At 39.2% G+C, this 15,525-nt stretch carries 15 protein-coding genes and 1 pseudogene; 7 read left to right on the top strand and 9 right to left on the bottom strand.

Annotation, left to right across the window (positions count from 1 at the left end; translation table 11 throughout):
- The first annotated feature begins 145 nt into the window (after positions 1–145).
- Both AC3WLU_RS00940 and AC3WLU_RS00935 read left to right on the top strand, forming a co-directional pair.
- The gene (locus tag AC3WLU_RS00940; RefSeq protein WP_223255799.1) at positions 146–889 is read left to right on the top strand and encodes a type II toxin-antitoxin system SpoIISA family toxin; all 744 of its coding nucleotides are present in this window, start codon (positions 146–148) and stop codon (positions 887–889) included.
- Positions 890–1,069, top strand: a complete 180-nt coding sequence (locus tag AC3WLU_RS00935; RefSeq protein ID WP_034312075.1) for a hypothetical protein — start codon at positions 890–892, stop codon at positions 1,067–1,069.
- Positions 1,070–1,562: 493 nt separating this feature from the next.
- Here AC3WLU_RS00935 and AC3WLU_RS00930 read toward each other — a convergent pair whose 3' ends face one another.
- Positions 1,563–2,522 (bottom strand): sensor domain-containing diguanylate cyclase, encoded by a 960-nt coding sequence (locus AC3WLU_RS00930; protein ID WP_492596606.1) that lies wholly within the window; start codon positions 2,520–2,522, stop codon positions 1,563–1,565.
- A 531-nt stretch (positions 2,523–3,053) separates the two neighbouring features.
- Between AC3WLU_RS00930 and AC3WLU_RS00925 the strand changes: the two genes are divergently transcribed.
- On the top strand, positions 3,054–5,624 hold the full coding sequence (locus AC3WLU_RS00925; protein ID WP_492596605.1) for a helicase-related protein: 2,571 nt from the start codon (positions 3,054–3,056) through the stop codon (positions 5,622–5,624).
- 60 nt (positions 5,625–5,684) lie between these two features.
- Here AC3WLU_RS00925 and AC3WLU_RS00920 read toward each other — a convergent pair whose 3' ends face one another.
- Positions 5,685–5,894: a YqaE/Pmp3 family membrane protein gene (locus tag AC3WLU_RS00920; RefSeq protein WP_034315248.1), complete on the bottom strand. Its 210-nt coding sequence runs from the start codon at positions 5,892–5,894 to the stop codon at positions 5,685–5,687.
- 314 nt (positions 5,895–6,208) lie between these two features.
- Here AC3WLU_RS00920 and AC3WLU_RS00915 point away from each other — a divergent pair, with 314 nt between their 5' ends.
- Positions 6,209–6,880: a hypothetical protein gene (locus tag AC3WLU_RS00915; RefSeq protein ID WP_369316136.1), complete on the top strand. Its 672-nt coding sequence runs from the start codon at positions 6,209–6,211 to the stop codon at positions 6,878–6,880.
- Positions 6,881–7,497: 617 nt separating this feature from the next.
- Here AC3WLU_RS00915 and AC3WLU_RS00910 read toward each other — a convergent pair.
- From AC3WLU_RS00910 to AC3WLU_RS00900, 3 genes and pseudogenes are all read right to left on the bottom strand, one after another.
- A complete protein-coding gene (locus AC3WLU_RS00910; RefSeq protein ID WP_098936493.1) occupies positions 7,498–7,809 on the bottom strand; it encodes a hypothetical protein in 312 nt (103 codons plus the stop codon).
- 313 nt (positions 7,810–8,122) lie between these two features.
- On the bottom strand, positions 8,123–8,284 hold the full coding sequence (locus tag AC3WLU_RS00905) for a hypothetical protein (protein WP_492596604.1): 162 nt from the start codon (positions 8,282–8,284) through the stop codon (positions 8,123–8,125).
- A gap of 318 nt (positions 8,285–8,602) precedes the next feature.
- A pseudogene (locus AC3WLU_RS00900) lies at positions 8,603–8,856 on the bottom strand (four-helix bundle copper-binding protein).
- Positions 8,857–8,986: 130 nt separating this feature from the next.
- Between AC3WLU_RS00900 and AC3WLU_RS00895 the strand changes: the two are divergent.
- Positions 8,987–9,376 (top strand): DUF948 domain-containing protein, encoded by a 390-nt coding sequence (locus tag AC3WLU_RS00895; RefSeq protein ID WP_492596603.1) that lies wholly within the window; start codon positions 8,987–8,989, stop codon positions 9,374–9,376.
- 95 nt (positions 9,377–9,471) lie between these two features.
- A complete protein-coding gene (locus tag AC3WLU_RS00890; RefSeq protein ID WP_492596602.1) occupies positions 9,472–9,837 on the top strand; it encodes a DUF948 domain-containing protein in 366 nt (121 codons plus the stop codon).
- A gap of 215 nt (positions 9,838–10,052) precedes the next feature.
- On the opposite strand, the gene AC3WLU_RS00885 is transcribed toward AC3WLU_RS00890, so the two are convergent.
- Entirely contained in the window at positions 10,053–10,244 is a 192-nt protein-coding gene (locus AC3WLU_RS00885) for a DUF3934 family protein (RefSeq protein ID WP_034312059.1), read from the bottom strand.
- 181 nt (positions 10,245–10,425) lie between these two features.
- Positions 10,426–11,757, bottom strand: a complete 1,332-nt coding sequence (locus tag AC3WLU_RS00880) for an oligosaccharide flippase family protein (protein ID WP_492596601.1) — start codon at positions 11,755–11,757, stop codon at positions 10,426–10,428.
- Positions 11,758–12,138: 381 nt separating this feature from the next.
- On the opposite strand from AC3WLU_RS00880, the gene AC3WLU_RS00875 reads away from it, so the two are divergent.
- Positions 12,139–12,417 (top strand): hypothetical protein, encoded by a 279-nt coding sequence (locus tag AC3WLU_RS00875; RefSeq protein ID WP_034312053.1) that lies wholly within the window; start codon positions 12,139–12,141, stop codon positions 12,415–12,417.
- 262 nt (positions 12,418–12,679) lie between these two features.
- On the opposite strand, the gene AC3WLU_RS00870 is transcribed toward AC3WLU_RS00875, so the two are convergent.
- Together AC3WLU_RS00870 and rocF are read right to left on the bottom strand one after the other, a co-directional pair.
- Positions 12,680–14,116: an amino acid permease gene (locus AC3WLU_RS00870; protein WP_057277697.1), complete on the bottom strand. Its 1,437-nt coding sequence runs from the start codon at positions 14,114–14,116 to the stop codon at positions 12,680–12,682.
- 372 nt (positions 14,117–14,488) lie between these two features.
- Positions 14,489–15,439, bottom strand: coding sequence for an arginase (rocF, locus tag AC3WLU_RS00865; protein ID WP_412992249.1), 951 nt, complete (start codon positions 15,437–15,439; stop codon positions 14,489–14,491).
- Positions 15,440–15,525 lie beyond the last annotated feature (86 nt).

Here is a 15,525-nt window from a genome sequence, read left to right as displayed (position 1 = left end):
CACATTGGGTGGAGTGTTTTTTCTTTTGGCAAATGTTTAAGTTTCACCCGTCTCAGGCAGGGAATAGAGGTATATATAATGAATAATATAGAGGACGGGATAAGGAATGTAGCAGCTGAATGGTAGGGGGATAAATCGATTGTTAATGTTTTTCAGAGTCTTTGTATGGGTAGTATTTATTGCATTATTAGCCTATGTCATTCTTTCTTGGAAATATAAAGAGAAGGTTAGTAAAAGGATTGAAGCGATTCGAAAAACCTGGTATATCATTTTTATACTGGGAGCACTGATTTATTGGAATTTCTATCCGATGAGCATTTTTAATGAGTGGGAAAATTTCTTGATCATGGCTATCGTATTTATCCTGATTGATATGTTTGTGTTCTTGAGCATGTATATATCGAAGATTGGCGATAACGAGCTATCCTATGCAACAAAAGCCGTTGCGGAAAGTGATAAACTATTAACGGATAATAGGGAAAAGGTCAAGAATATGTTTCATCTCCTAAAGAAAGAAGGAATACCTGAGTATTATCAAACGAATAAGGAATACTTGGCTTATTTGAGCATTCTCCTTCAAGCATATGCAGCAAAGGAAGGGATGAACGTGAAAATCCTTCCTTTCAAAACCGAACAGGACAAGCAGTCGGTGATAAATGGGGTTCCGAACTTGAATGGCAGTACCATTCGTGCTACATTGGAAAGAGAAGATACGTATTATAATGATGAAGAAAAAATGGCTCTGCAGCCTGTTAGTATTTTGATGGAACCCTATATCCTTGACGTTAAATCAGAAAGCTTCGTTTCAGAAGTCGATTGTTTATTGATAGCATTATTAATCATGATGTTCGATATGGTCATAAAACAAAAACCAGGTGGTGAAGGATAAATGAGCATTTATGATAAAGCCGGCAACGACGTTTCAGTTGCCGTAATCAAACCACAGGTTAAAATACCCGATGTAGGTTTAAGTCCCCACACTAAAAAAGTGATGAAACAGAACGAACGCATCATTCTGAAACAAAAAGAAAAAGCTGCACGCTTCAGCCGGTTAAAAAGTGTTTTGTGAAAAGGAAGGGGTTTTTCCTTTCCTTATGATATTTAATGGTTAACCCGCATATACTATTCAAAATCAAAGAATAGGAAGGGTCTTTCAGAATATGAACAAAAAGCCCGAGAGAGTTAACATCCCGGTCCCCTCCGCTTCACCATCCGAGAAACGGATACATAAGGCAAATGCCGACCTGCTCAAGCTTTTGCAAAGGCTGAAAGCGAAACGTTGGATTTTTTTAAGGTGAAAGAAAGCCAGTCTCCTAAGGAGAACTGGTTTTTTTATTTGGTGTTTCGCATACTTTGTTGCTATTTACTAAGTAGTGCGGTGTGGTTGATTTCCCCTCCAGTTGCTCGCTTTCCTTGGTGCGGGCGGTGAGCCTCCTCGGCGTAAACGCCTGTGGGGTCTCACCTGTCCCGCTGCTCCCGCAGGAGTCTCGCACTTCCGCTTCAATCACCCTTGTTTTAAAAATAACAATCTTTACGAAAAGAGCATTTTATTTTTTACATGATCACTCAGGGTGGAAGTATTGAATATTTTTCCGTCCAGACTCTTTGGCCATATACATGGAACGGTCCGCTTTTTTCAAAAGTGAGTCCATTTCCATACCATGATGAGGATAAAAGCTAATCCCTATGCTAGCTGATACAAAATGATCATTTCCATTAATGGTAATGGGCATTGTGGATAAACTGTTCAATAATAATTCAGCGTTTTGCTGAGTGCTTTTCATTAAATCCTCACAATGCGAAGGATTTAATAATACAATGAATTCATCACCACCGATTCGAGCCACCTGACTGCCTTCGGGGACGGTTTGCAAAAAACATTCGGCAGCCTTTTTGATGACGCCGTCACCAGTATCATGTCCAAAGGAATCATTAAAAAATTTAAAATGGTCAAGATCGATGTAAAGAAGGGCCATTTCATCGTTCGTTTTATCTTGATGATAATCAAAATAATTATAAATGAAGTTCCGATTATAAAGACCTGATAAAGGATCCCTGATAATCCCTTTTTCAAGATTGATGGCATGACTAATCAAAGCTGCCATAGACTTAATGAGGGTTAGGTCATATTCTTTAAAAACATGAGGATTAATGTCGAATGCACATAATGTCCCAATGATTTCATCCTCATTTATTAGGGGAGCTCCCATAAAACACCCATTCCCGATTAAACTGGTTGCAGGGTGGTCACTAGTCAATTCATGTTTCCCCAAATTCGGGATTACGAGTGGTTCCAAGCCATTCTCAACAACTAATTTACAATAAGCCATATTATATGGAAGGATGTCACCTTCACAAATTAACTTTGCATTTCTATTGAAGGACTTGATCATGAAACTCTGGATGGGATTCACTATAGAAAGGAAAAATGTATTGACCTCAATGGTTTGAGCTAATAGTGCTAATACTTCTTTAGCGATGGAATCAAAATTTTTATAATAGTTGATATCTTGCTGAATCATTCCCAGGCTCCTTTTTTTATCTATATTCTTTTTAGGTTTTCTGATGTTATTTCTTATATTCAAAGCATAGACACAAAAGCGTAATCTGAATATCGTGACAGTTGCCCGGATTTCCTCTAAACTCAATTAAGGGGTTGGAATTGTATTATGGATGAATCATGTAATCGGGAAAGTTGAAAAATGGACCTTTACTTAATTTTCGGCTTTTTTTATTATCATTAAATTCTCCTGATTATAAAACGATTCTGGCCAAGGCTGGGTATCTCTTCATAATCCATAAATTCTAATCAGTATTTATAGCATTATACTGTAAATGAAATGGTGAGAGTAACTTTAATGTGCATATTTGGCATATTTTTGATATTCACCTTGGAAAGCAAAGCAACCTGGCATTTTTGCATCCTCTCATGATAACGGAGCTCATGAATTTAAATGATAAAACGAATGTACCAAACTCATTTTAAAAAAGAATTTGGGGAGGATAAAAAGAAGTAATAAAGTACATATTGGATAATTCAAAAGGGGATCACTATGGGAAAATTAGAAAGTATATATCCTATTGCTATAGAGAATACAAAAGAAAAAATCATCCAGGATATTGATTTTTATTTAGAGAATCAAGAGACAATGCCTTCTTATTCAGCATATATATCAGACAGGACGACTTTTATTGAGCAAATTTGGATTAATGTTTGGATAAATAAAGCATCAAATGATGTGCCCAGAAAGGAAAAAAAGGCTTTTTTAAGCGAAAGGGGATTTGTAACGGAAGGTTCAGACCATAAGCTGATCAATAGCATGTTCCGGAACGAATTAAAGAAGTATCGCCCATTTGATGGCTTAACGTGGATTAAAAAAACCTTTGCTGACAATCAAGAAGATTGGGAGAAGAGATATAAAAATGCAAGGGAGAAATTCTTTAGGCGACAAGAAGAACAGCGGCTTGCCAAACAGCGTTGGAAAATACGCGCAAGGCTGCAAGAAGAAGCCAATTCATTTTTCGAAAATAACTCACTTCTTTTATATTTACATGTCAGGTATTATATTGCCGGTATTATGGCAAAAGATCTGAAGAATAAGCGTAAATTCCAATATGTCGATCCGTACTTGCTTGAAGAACAATTAGTTGAAGAGGGCGGTTTTCAAGCTGCCGAATACCTAATGGTCACTGACTTTTTCGAAGAGCTGACAGGCGATATCCATTCGTTAATCGGTTGGGGCCGGAACCGTTATGAATATGAAAATTACTACTACAGGTATGAAAGGTTAGTTTCGGATTTCATAAAGAAATTAGCCCCTGACAAATACTTGAACCATCTATCTGCCGCCCTGCATCATGATTTTTTGGAGTCATATGGGGAAAGGCTGACGATTGAAGCCCTTCAAGGTATACTAAGCGATGAATTGGCCGATTTGTCTCAGTCCTGTTTTGATGAGCTTCAGGAAGAATACCTTTCTGATTTACTGAAGCTTGAAGGAATTCCTTTTAATGAAATATTGCAAGAAGAAATATTTGAAAAAGACGTGGAGAACAGAGAAAGAAGAAAAGCTGAAGTATTGGCAGAAGAAGCCAGGAAGCGGGCAGAAGAGCAAAGGATGATCGATGACATCATCGGTAAGGCCTATACTCCATCATTAGGAAAAAAAGTTAGATATGTTTTGCATATAGGTGAGACCAATACAGGGAAGACGCATAAGGCCCTGGAAAAAATGAAACAAGCGGAAAGCGGAATGTACCTGGCTCCACTTAGACTGCTTGCACTGGAAGTGTTTGATAAATTAAATGCGGATGGTGTACCTTGCTCATTAAAAACCGGTGAAGAAGAAAAGGCTATTGAGGGTGCGAAACATGTCTCCAGTACCGTTGAAATGTTTCATGAAAAAGACTACCATGAAGTAATCGTCATAGATGAAGCCCAAATGATTGCCGATAAAGATCGAGGCTTTTCTTGGTTTAGGGCAATTACGCAAGCTAATGCGAATGAAGTACACATAATCGGGAGCAATAATATCAAAAAGATGCTTCTGAACCTTCTGAATGAAGCAGATTTAGAACTTCACGAATATAGACGGGAAATACCGCTTGAGGTGGAACAAAGGGAGTTTGGACTGAAGTATACAAAAAAAGGGGATGCCCTCATTTGTTTTTCTAGAAGGCAGGTACTGGAAACAGCATCCCGGCTTAAAGAGAGTGGACATAATGTCAGCATGATATACGGCAGTATGCCTCCTGAAAATAGAAAACGGCAAATAGAATTATTCAATCGCGGTGAAACATCAGTTGTCGTTGCCACCGATGCGATTGGAATGGGATTGAACTTGCCAATACGCCGCATCGTCTTTCTTGAAAATGAAAAATTCGACGGGACACGAAGAAGAAGATTGACTTCTCAAGAAATCAAGCAAATCGCAGGCCGAGCGGGTAGAAAAGGGATTTATGACACGGGGAAGGTAGCATTTACAGCAGAAATCAAAATCATGAATAAGTTGCTGGAACAGGTAGATGAGCCAGTTCAAACCTTCACAATCGCCCCAACCTCTGCTGTATTTGAACGTTTTCAAAAATATTACCGGAACCTGGGGACATTTTTCGAAATGTGGGAGAGGTTTGAGCCTCCTAAAGGCACGAAAAAGGCTTCGCTATCGGAAGAAAGGGAGCTTTACGAACTGATACGGGATACAGAAATCGAAGCTCGTTTTTCTTTAATGGATTTATATGGTTTCCTGCATATTCCTTTTTCGGCAAAAGAACCAAGTCTGATCAGACAGTGGCTGGAAACGGTCGAAGCGATTGCCGAGAACAGTGACCTTCCTGAACCGATCATCAAGACAAGGAATCTTGAGGAATTGGAGCTATCTTATAAAGCGATAGGTCTTCATCTTTTATTTTTATATCGGATGGGTAAGCGTACGGAAGCTGTTTATTGGGAGCGTATCCGTGAAGAAATCAGTGATGGCGTTCATGATCAGTTAAAAGATGAAATGTTGAATTATCAAAAAAAATGCAAGCGCTGTGGAAAAAGGCTGCCTGATGACTCACGTTTTCAAATATGTGACGCTTGTTATCATAGAGGGATTAGAAAGACGCACAGATTCAATTAAACGAATTCTTTTAATAATAACCCGAATACATTGCATTCGGGTTATTGGTGTTTGAATAAATCACTTAGTCGTTCGTTTCAGTTTAGCAATAAACGCTGCTTGCCGCTTCATTCGTTTATCCGCTTTCTTGTCATGCACCACTAGGATTGCATGAATTAATCCAGGGACATAAAAAAATAGTGTGAGGACCAAATTAAGCACAGCCTGAATGGGTTTACCGGCCAATAAAACCGCTAATGGAGGGAAAAGAATCGCAATTAAATAAAGAATGGTGAACACTCTCCAATATAATGTTTTTTAACTGACTTCGGTTTGTTTCTCTTAATGGTTACTTTACTTTAAATGAGCAGCAATTTGGTTACTGATGTTCCATTTTCCTGATGATTCCCCTTGTTATCGCCTTGATAAATATATGCTCAAGAGCCCGATTCATACCTACTGAGCAATCTGGCTCAAAGAAGCAGTCTTTTACCCCGATATAACAGGAGGGACATGGTTATTCATCGTTTTTGCTGCCATCGGTCAATGTGTCGCGTTTTTGTGTTAGAATAATCAGAATACTAACTGACGAAAGCGGGAGATTTATGAAAAAAAAGATAGGCTGTTTGCATGCACACTATACAAATATAGAATACATAGAAACCGCATTCTCGAAATTCGATATTGAATGGCTTCATTTTGTAGATCCGGGATTGATGCAACGGGTGTCAACGGATGAAAATTTTAATTATTCGGATGCTCAAAAAAAGGTTAAACAACAGGTCGAATGGATTGCCGAATGTAAAGTGGATGCCATCCTGATAACTTGTACAAACTATATTGCTTTATTAAACGAAGAACAACTATCTTTACCCATGCCCATCATTAAAATCGATGAACCATATTTTGAGCAAATTTGCCAATTGCAGCAGCCGCAAATGATATTATTCACGAACCCTGCCACTGTTGAAGGAACGGTCAAACGTTTAACTGCACATGCTGAAAAATTTGGGACTGTGGATTTTGAAGTCATCATTATCGACGATGCCTTTGAATTCATTATGCAGGGATTGGGAGAAAGATATAATCAGGAAATCATGAATTATTTATCCCAGTTTAAAAACGAAAATAGACGGCTGTCTGTAGCTCAACTATCAATGGTCGAAGCGGCAAGGAGATATGAACTTCAGACAGGACAGACAGTTTTAAATCCATTGCATGCATTGGTTGATTCCATGATCGAACAACTAAAACTAAGTTCCTTGAGTGGCGTTTGAATACGAGGATGTATGGTGCCGCATGCACGGTATATTGTTAAATTCAAAAAATGTCTTTGGGTATGAAAAAAATTCATGAATGATCTGGTTAAATCACAATGCAGGGATTTCGAAGATAAACTCGAAAAAAAAGCGAGTTTGACTGCCGTTTTTTATTTAGACTCTTTTCGTAAAGATTGTTGTTTTTAAAACGAAACTATTTAAGGTTGATTGGAGCGGAAGTGCGAGCCTCCTGCGGGAGCAGCGGGACAGGTGAGACCCCACAGGCGTATACGCCGAGGAGGCTCACCGCCCGCACCAAGGAAAGCGAGCATCTGGAGGGGAAATCAACCACAACTCACTACCTGGTAAATAGCAACAAAGTATGTGAAAACAGCCTTTATTTAAAAAACGTTCCAGTTAATTTCAGAAATCCATTCCTTTCCGACTACTGTCTGCCAAGCCGCATCAAAGAGGCTGTGGTGTCCCGGCTAGCCAGTAACTCGGCAGGAGTGTCGCAAATTTGTTCAATCCAATAAGGATTATAGTAAAAAACATGATGAAGGATAATCTAGTCTTATTATATATTTTAGGTAGAACCCCATTCTACAAACTGAAATCCCTATGCAGGGATTTTTTTATGCCTTTGTACGGATTTGTTCTCGGATGTTTTCTAGTTCTTCGAGGGATAGATCCGTCAGCGAATTTTTAATTTCCTCTTCGACCCGTTTTCGGTCAAGCTCCCTATATTCGCTCCACCAATCCCGCAGCCCTTCGGTGTTTTCGAGAAGATACTCTATATCGATTTCTTCTTGCTCATCATCTGATAAATATCGCATGACTGCACCTAATAATCGATTGAGTTTAGCTGCTTCACTTTCCTTCTCAGGTGAAGCGGGGGTATCTTTAACTTCTAAATCATCTTTAGCAGGAACATTCCGAGGTGTCATAATATCCTCCTGTTTTTAATACTAGTGTGCCTAAAAAGGGCGATTTTCAATAGATGTTTTTCGTATTTGTTGAAATTTCTTGGTAAATAAATTTCAACAAATACCTCGTTAGAATATATAAGAAATATCATCATCCTTTAATAGGTTCAAAAAGTAGTCAGTTGGTAAGGGGGAAGGATAATAAAAGGAATAGCTAATGCTATTCCTTACAGTTTGTAGACAAAAGGGGTACGGAATTAATAAATTCTGAGCCCCTTTTGAAATTTCCTCTGAATTTCGCCTAAAGTTATGAGATTGGGGCTCTACGAGTGCACTATGTTAGGCCATTTTTGGACCTGGCCATGTTCAATTGGCCATCTTCTTTAAATTTAATGGCAGCCTCCATTTTACGAACCAAATAGTTCGGTGGCACCAGTTGATCTAAAGTAATCAATTCAAGTTGATCTCGCTGAATAGAATCATGTTTAGAAGGCATCCTCATCACCTCAGGTTTTAATACTTAAAACAAAACTCACTCCAGGCAACAGTGTTCTATCTAAAATGTAAGACAAAGTTGATTGGAGCGGGTGTACGAGACTCCTGCTTAGAAAAGCGCGTCTAGGGGAGACCCCGCAGGCGAAAGCCGAGGGCCGACCGCCCGCGGAAAGCGAGCCTTACGTTTCAATCAACGTCCAAATTGTACAAGCCATAAAAATGGACAAACTCGATTTTCATCGAATTTGTCTATAGTCTGAAAGGAATAGCTAATGCTATCCTTACATCAAGCGACTATTTTTCTGCATTCTTCTGCGCATCACAAACAAGCCTCGGCACATTTTTGACACTGTTCATGATCGTGTTTTTTGCATTCATTTCCGCAGCTTTCACAAATCTTGACAAAACATTAGCCAACTCTGAAATAAACGGGGTTCCTCTACCTATCGCCTGTACTAAAAAAGAGCAAATATCCGCATATTCCCGATCCAAGCGAATGCTTTCCAGCATCATGTTTACATGTTCTTCTTTTAAGCATGCGTCGTAACAATGATTACACGCCCTTACTATTATCCATTAAACTACCCTTTAAACTTCATTTGGGGAAAGGTAAATGGTTCTTTAAAACTGATCGGACAAGTAATGGACTATAGGGAATGAATGAAAGGGACAATGCATAAATTTAAATGAAAGGAGTGGATATATGAAAATGTTCATTAAATTAAGTGTTGCCAGTGTCTCCGGAGCCGTCGTGTATTTGATATATAATGTCAACCAGACGCTGCGTAAAGGAATGGGAACGCTCGAAGAGACAAATAAGACACTGGAAGAGGTAAGAAATGCCGTCCATGGATTGACGCAAGAGTCCAAACAACTGATCCACTCTGCCAATCAAATTACTGCGGATGTAAAAGGGAAGATGAAAAATGTAGATCCATTGCTGGAATCCGCTCAAGATGTTGGGGAAATGATTCATAATGTAACCAATACCATGAAAGAAGCCAGTTTGGAAGGCCGCCCCAAGGATTTATCCACACCGTCAGCTCCTTCAACTCGAACTAAAGCTGGGGGGGTTCAAATAAAACTTAAATAGAATCATCATTTATCTTTAAAAACTGGCACTCCGGGATTCACTAACCTATTAAAGGCAATCGTTTCTACCATTTAATTCAGAGGGGGAGCTTTATCTTGATTATTCAATATAGTGTGGCTGCAATCGCTTTAGCCTTCATTTGGTTGGTCGTATTTTTGATAAGTACACTTCAAAAGGGAATGGTCACGATAGGGGAAGCCAATCACACATTGGCTGAGGTGCGAAATGCCATCCACGATTTATCCGGTGAATCGAAACAACTATTGCAAACTGCAAATGAAATCACCGACGATGTAAAAACTAAAATGAAAACGGTTGAACCATTATTGGATTCTGCCCAGGACGTTGGTGAAGCGATACATTCAGTTACAAACTCTGTTAAAAAAGCCACTAACGGCTTCCGTACAGAGTTTTCCCCGAGAAAAATCAATGCTATCAAACCCAAAAGCCAAGTTAGATAAAAAAGAAAAAAATAAAAATGAAAGACACTGCCGGGTTTTGGAGTGTCTTTTTTGATGGTATGTATAATAGCCGTACTCTTATGCCTCATTTGGATATTGTTAGTGGTTTATATCTATAAGACCCATTTCTCTCATACAGATCTCTTAACACCCTGTATGAGAATATGGAACAAACATAAATGTTGTATGTTTTGTATGGATTGTAGGACAAGCAATTATTTTTCTGTCTTGTCACCTGTAGAGTGACCGGATGTTTTTGAATCACTGGAATGCTTGACGCCTTTACTAACATATGGTTTGGCGCTTTTTTTCTTGTTGGCACTTGTTTTCCAACGATTCCAGCCCTTCTTGCCCGTTCCAGTTCCCGTACCTTTACCCGTTCCGCTCTTAGCCTTAGCTTTACTCATGAAATCACTCCATTACTATTGTATGGTTAGTTTAAACCATTTTACTTGATTATTACCCAAGTATGTTGAAATATACAGTAACGAAGGTGATATGTACAGGGAAAGGCTCAATATTTTTAATCTAAATCTTTATAAACCAATAATAGCAAAAGTTTTTGCCGTGCGGAACTTGCTTTTGGCTTCATTTTATCGATATCGATCTTGATTTCGTCAGTAAGATGCTTATGCCGATTTTTTTGCAAATGGTCAAGTAGTGCATGAAGGTTAATAATACCGCACCAGTGTTCATTCCTAAAATGATTCCTCCCATATTAAGAGAAGCCTGTGACCCTAGGATATACATCATTAAAAAGGCAACAATATGGGACCATACGGTATGGATGAAAGCATCTTTCACTAAACCCAGGCCGATGAGATAGGCTTGCATGGGAATGACAAAAAAATGAAAAAGGAAGTAAGGACATAATAATTTTAAATAGTATGCGGCAGAAGTTGAAGAAAAAAAGAGGGAGGTCAAAGGTTCCGCAAAGAAATAAATGAAAAACACGGCCGGAACTCCATACAATACGGTGAAAGACATCGATTTTTGCAATAAAACCCTCAATTTTTCTTTATCCTGCCTCTTGTATGCATTCGAAACATTCGGAATGAGCATGATCATTAAGGAATGCGCGATAAAGGCTGGAAAGAAGCCGATCGTCATTGCAACTCCAGTAAGCATCCCAAAATGCTCTGTAGCTACTACCGCACCGAATCCTGCCGAGAGAAGGGCAGTGTGGATCAAAAAAGGTTGGATGGCATTTGTTATCGCATGAAAGATCCTTAACCCCATGGTGGGCAGAGAAACCGCCAATAACTTTTGCCGTGCAAGTTTACCGGTTGTCCGTGAGTTCGTACCGCGCCTCATGATCCGCATTTGAAGAATCAAAAGGTTGATCAAGTAAAGAAAAACGAGGAACTCACTGCCAATCAAAACAAAAAAGGCCATCAATAATGACTTTTCCTGGTTAAAATGAAATAAGTTAAAGATGAGGAAAAGCAAGCCGAATTGAATGATATCTTTTAAAAAGTTGGAAAAGGCAATCTTCCCCATTTGCTGGACACCCATGAAATAGCCTCTTGCAATCGACGAAAAGGCAACTATTGGGATCAGTGTGATGAGCAGCCATTTAATATAGGGATGGTATTTGTCCATTATGGATGAGAAGGAAAGTATGAAAGGCATGACTACACACATTACCAATACGACGACTGCAGCCATCTTAAGTGCATGAATGATAAGATTATAATGCATGGTCTGTTTATTTTCCGCAACGAATTTTGAGATGGAAATATGTAATTCAAGGCTGGCGATCACATATATCAAAAAGAAAATTGGCAATATGGACATATAAAGCCCCATGCCCTCTTCGTGTAATTCCCTGGCTAGGAGCATGTTCACTAAAAATTCGATACATTCACCAAAAAACGCTGCGATAATCAAGATGAGCGTTCCTTTATAAAAAGATTTCATGTTGGTCCACTCCTAACAAGGTGTTTGTATAAAGATATGAGACATGCCATGGAATATTCATGAGGAACTGCAGATCACGGCTATACAAAATGCGATTATGCCTATGGCAATCCTTATTAATCGCTGTTGAAAGATAAAAAATTAAATAAGGGTAAGCTCGGGAAATGGAATGAATCGATTTGGTTACAATCATTTCAAATGGGAAAATCATTAGCCATGACATTTATCAAAAGGCTTCATTCAGTAATATTCCAATCGAGGGCTTTTTTGTTGCCATGTTTCCTTTATCGAAAGTGTCAGAAGAACATAAGAGTGGGACACGAATTTCGCTTTGAAATTCAAGCTTTATTTTGCTATCCTTTAGCAGAGGGGATGATCAATATGAAATTCACATCTATTAGTCAATCAAATATAGATGAATTGTGCATTGCGTTTGAAAGTTGTCTTACGAAACATGACATTACATTTAAATATGTAGATATGATGGAGGATAACGGAATCATATCGTTTATTTTTTGTGATGACCCGGAAAATGCGAGATCTGTCGACATGGAAAGTGAACGCTTCATTGGATTGGACACCGATTACATAGCCAAGGAAATTTTAGAGCCAATCCTGCCTAAATTAAAAGAATTTGCACAATATAAAATCATCGATTAAGATGATTTTTTTTGTTTTGACATTTGGTTTTTATTGCCCAGATGTAGCTTGAAATTTAACTTCCTATTTATATACAGGGGTGGTTAGGGGAACTAAAAAAGCTGGAAAGCGGTTTACCATTGGGTAGCTGGCAGGAATGGTGACTAAATAAAAGAAATACCCTGGGTGTGTAAATATCCAGGGTATTTCTTCTTTGAAAAGCAATCTTGATGGATTGTAAAAATTACTTTTCACCACTTACTATACTTCGCAGCGTTCTGGATTAAATGACCATTTTTTTACCGGCATTTAATTCAACTTCCTGCTTAGGCGTTTCTATGGTCTTGTTTTTCTTCACTCTAAAGTGATAAACCGCATAACATCCAAGGAAGAATGTTCCCCCGCAATACAGGGCCATTCGCTGCTCAGGAACAAATGCTAAACTGATCATGACGATGCAGTTTGTTGCTAAAGCAAGAATGGGGATGAATGGGTATAGCGGAACTTTGAATTTCAGATTTTCTATCTTTCCACCTTGGCGGGTATATGATCTTCTAAAAGCAAGAAGACTAGCAGATATGGCAATCCAGCCAATTTGTGCACCTAATCCTGCAAGGGAGAGAAGAAAGACAAATACTGTGTCTGCAGCCACTACACTAGAAAGTAAAGACAAACCGGCAATCGCCAGTGTGATGAGCAGGGCATTAAGCGGAATTCCTCTCTTATTCACCAAACCGAGTTTCGGACTTGCCATGCCTTCCCTTGAAAGCGAGTAGAGCATACGTGTGGCAGCATAAAGGCCGGAGTTCGCCACTGACAATAGTGCTGTAAGAATGATGAAGTTCATGATGTCAGCTGCATACGGAACCCCGATACTATCCAGTACAACAACGAATGGACTTTCTGAGATACCTGCTTTTTCCCTTGGAATCATCGCCGAAAGTACAGTGACCGAAAGAACAAAGAAGAAGAGGGTTCTCCACACCGTTTGTTTGATGGATTTTGGTATGACCTTTTCCGGGTTTTCACTTTCTCCAGCGGCAATTCCGATTAACTCTGTGCCCTGGAAGGAAAAGTTCACTGTAATCATTGTGATGAGCAGGGCCGATATCCCATTAGGAAAAAGACCCTCAGCGAAAAAGTTTGAGAAAAATGGTGTCTCTTGTCCACCTTTCATATCAATCAAACCAAACATAGCAGCACCGCCAACGATGATGAACAGAATGATGGCCAATACTTTTATGCTGGAAAAAACAAATTCCGATTCGCCAAATGCCTTTGCTGATAAGGCGTTTAGTGAAAAGATGAGAAAAGCAAAGATTGCACACCACATCCAAACGGGTGATTCAGGGAACCATCTTTGCATAAGCTGGCCTGCCGCCAGAAACTCCAAGGCAACTGTAACTGCCCAACCTAACCAGTAAAGCCATCCAATGGCAAACCCGGTGCCAGGACCGATGAACTTTGTCGCATATGTCTGAAACGAACCGGAAACAGGCATCGCAACGGATAGTTCACCTAGACATAGCATCGTTAAATACATGATGAAGCCGCCGACTATGTAAGAGAGGATAGCGCCGAAAGCTCCTGCTTCATGAATGGTATAGCCCGAACCGATGAAAAAGCCCGTACCAATACATCCCCCTATTGAAATCATAAATAAATGTCTTGCTTTCATGCTCCGTTTTAATTCATTTGGTTGATTTTCTGCTGTTTTCATTGAAAAACTCCTTTACCTGATGGGTGCAAACGGTTTCATTTATGTTGGGACGTTTTTAGGGAATTTGTGTTCTTACAAGTCTAATAGCTTAGAATCTGATTCTTAGATGATGTCGAATTCCCTCCGAAAGGAGATTACTTCTGCATTAAAGAAGCATGATTCAAGGAACATAGGTACCTATGCAGAATTAATTTCGAAAGCGCCGCTTAATAAAGAAAGAGAAGCCAAGCGTCAGGAAACTAGGGATATAAATTGATTCAAATCGATCATCCGCCAATGGAGGAAGAAGCTCATAAACGAAGTATGGGCTTTTTCCTATGGAGTATCACTTTAAAGAACTCTCTATCTTTCTATCAAAAACAAAGTGTCCGATTATTTAACTTGAGCCAATAAATCAGGAGTGATATGTTCTTCCGCTCCATAAAGTAATTTTTCCCCAAGCAATGAGCCCATTAATGCGACAGCAACTTCAGCCGTTTTATTATGCTCGTCCAATATTGGGTTTATCTCAACAAACTCTGCCGATGTAATGATATTAGCTTCAGCCAGCATTTCCATGGCAAGATGACTTTCACGGTAACTAATGCCTCCCATTACAGGCGTACCGACCCCAGGTGCATCATCTGGATCAAGACCATCAAGGTCAAGTGATAAATGTACAAGATCCGTACGTTCTTTCAGATAGGCGATCGATTCTTCCATCACTTTTGTCATACCCATTCTATCAATCTCATGCATCGTATAGACTTTAATTCCTTTTTCCCTGATTAACTCTTTCTCACCTTGGTCTAAAGAACGGGCACCAATGATGACAATGTTCTCTGGTTTGACCTTTGGAGAATATCCGCCGATGTTAGTCAGTGCAGGGTGGCCAAGACCCAAACTTACGGCTAGGGACATACCGTGTATGTTTCCTGATGGGGAAGTTTCGGCAGTATTTAAATCCCCATGTGCATCATACCATATTACCCCTAAGTTTTCAGTATGCTTCGCTAAACCGGCTAATGTCCCGATAGCAATGCTGTGATCTCCTCCTAAAACTAAAGGAAAACGATTTGCTTGGATGACTTGATCCACTTTTTGACTCAATTTTTCATTACCTTCTGCTACATCCTGCAGATTCTTTAAATTTGTGTCACTATCACTTTGTGCTCTTTCCTGTATTTCTACTTTAATATCACCTTCATCACGGACAGTATAGCCAATGTTTTCAAGTCTTTCACTTAATCCTGCATATCTGATGGCACTTGGCCCCATATCCACTCCTCTTCTAGTTTGACCAAGATCCATTGGCACACCAATGATTGAAATTTCCTTTTTCATATGTAATTCCTCCTTCGATTTTTCTACCCTAGTATAAGGGTAAAATGATAGATGACTCAACTCGACATTTTTTTGAATATTTATAC

Source organism: Peribacillus sp. FW305-BF15 (assembly GCF_058783805.1).
Note: the sequence above shows the minus strand (reverse complement) of the source record. Positions and strands in the feature narration are given on the sequence as shown.

What these genes read in the sequence shown, in the direction of transcription:
- AC3WLU_RS00895 (WP_492596603.1), top strand. Translation starts at nt 8,987, where the DNA reads ATGAAAATGTTCATTAAATTAAGTGTTGCCAGTGTCTCCGGAGCCGTC.
- AC3WLU_RS00905 (WP_492596604.1), bottom strand. Translation starts at nt 8,284, where the DNA reads ATGCCTTCTAAACATGATTCTATTCAGCGAGATCAACTTGAATTGATT.
- AC3WLU_RS00940 (WP_223255799.1), top strand. Translation starts at nt 146, where the DNA reads ATGTTTTTCAGAGTCTTTGTATGGGTAGTATTTATTGCATTATTAGCC.
- AC3WLU_RS00870 (WP_057277697.1), bottom strand. Translation starts at nt 14,116, where the DNA reads ATGAAAACAGCAGAAAATCAACCAAATGAATTAAAACGGAGCATGAAA.
- AC3WLU_RS00915 (WP_369316136.1), top strand. Translation starts at nt 6,209, where the DNA reads ATGAAAAAAAAGATAGGCTGTTTGCATGCACACTATACAAATATAGAA.
- AC3WLU_RS00875 (WP_034312053.1), top strand. Translation starts at nt 12,139, where the DNA reads ATGAAATTCACATCTATTAGTCAATCAAATATAGATGAATTGTGCATT.
- rocF (WP_412992249.1), bottom strand. Translation starts at nt 15,439, where the DNA reads ATGAAAAAGGAAATTTCAATCATTGGTGTGCCAATGGATCTTGGTCAA.
- AC3WLU_RS00880 (WP_492596601.1), bottom strand. Translation starts at nt 11,757, where the DNA reads ATGAAATCTTTTTATAAAGGAACGCTCATCTTGATTATCGCAGCGTTT.
- AC3WLU_RS00930 (WP_492596606.1), bottom strand. Translation starts at nt 2,522, where the DNA reads ATGATTCAGCAAGATATCAACTATTATAAAAATTTTGATTCCATCGCT.
- AC3WLU_RS00935 (WP_034312075.1), top strand. Translation starts at nt 890, where the DNA reads ATGAGCATTTATGATAAAGCCGGCAACGACGTTTCAGTTGCCGTAATC.
- AC3WLU_RS00910 (WP_098936493.1), bottom strand. Translation starts at nt 7,809, where the DNA reads ATGACACCTCGGAATGTTCCTGCTAAAGATGATTTAGAAGTTAAAGAT.
- AC3WLU_RS00925 (WP_492596605.1), top strand. Translation starts at nt 3,054, where the DNA reads ATGGGAAAATTAGAAAGTATATATCCTATTGCTATAGAGAATACAAAA.
- AC3WLU_RS00885 (WP_034312059.1), bottom strand. Translation starts at nt 10,244, where the DNA reads ATGAGTAAAGCTAAGGCTAAGAGCGGAACGGGTAAAGGTACGGGAACT.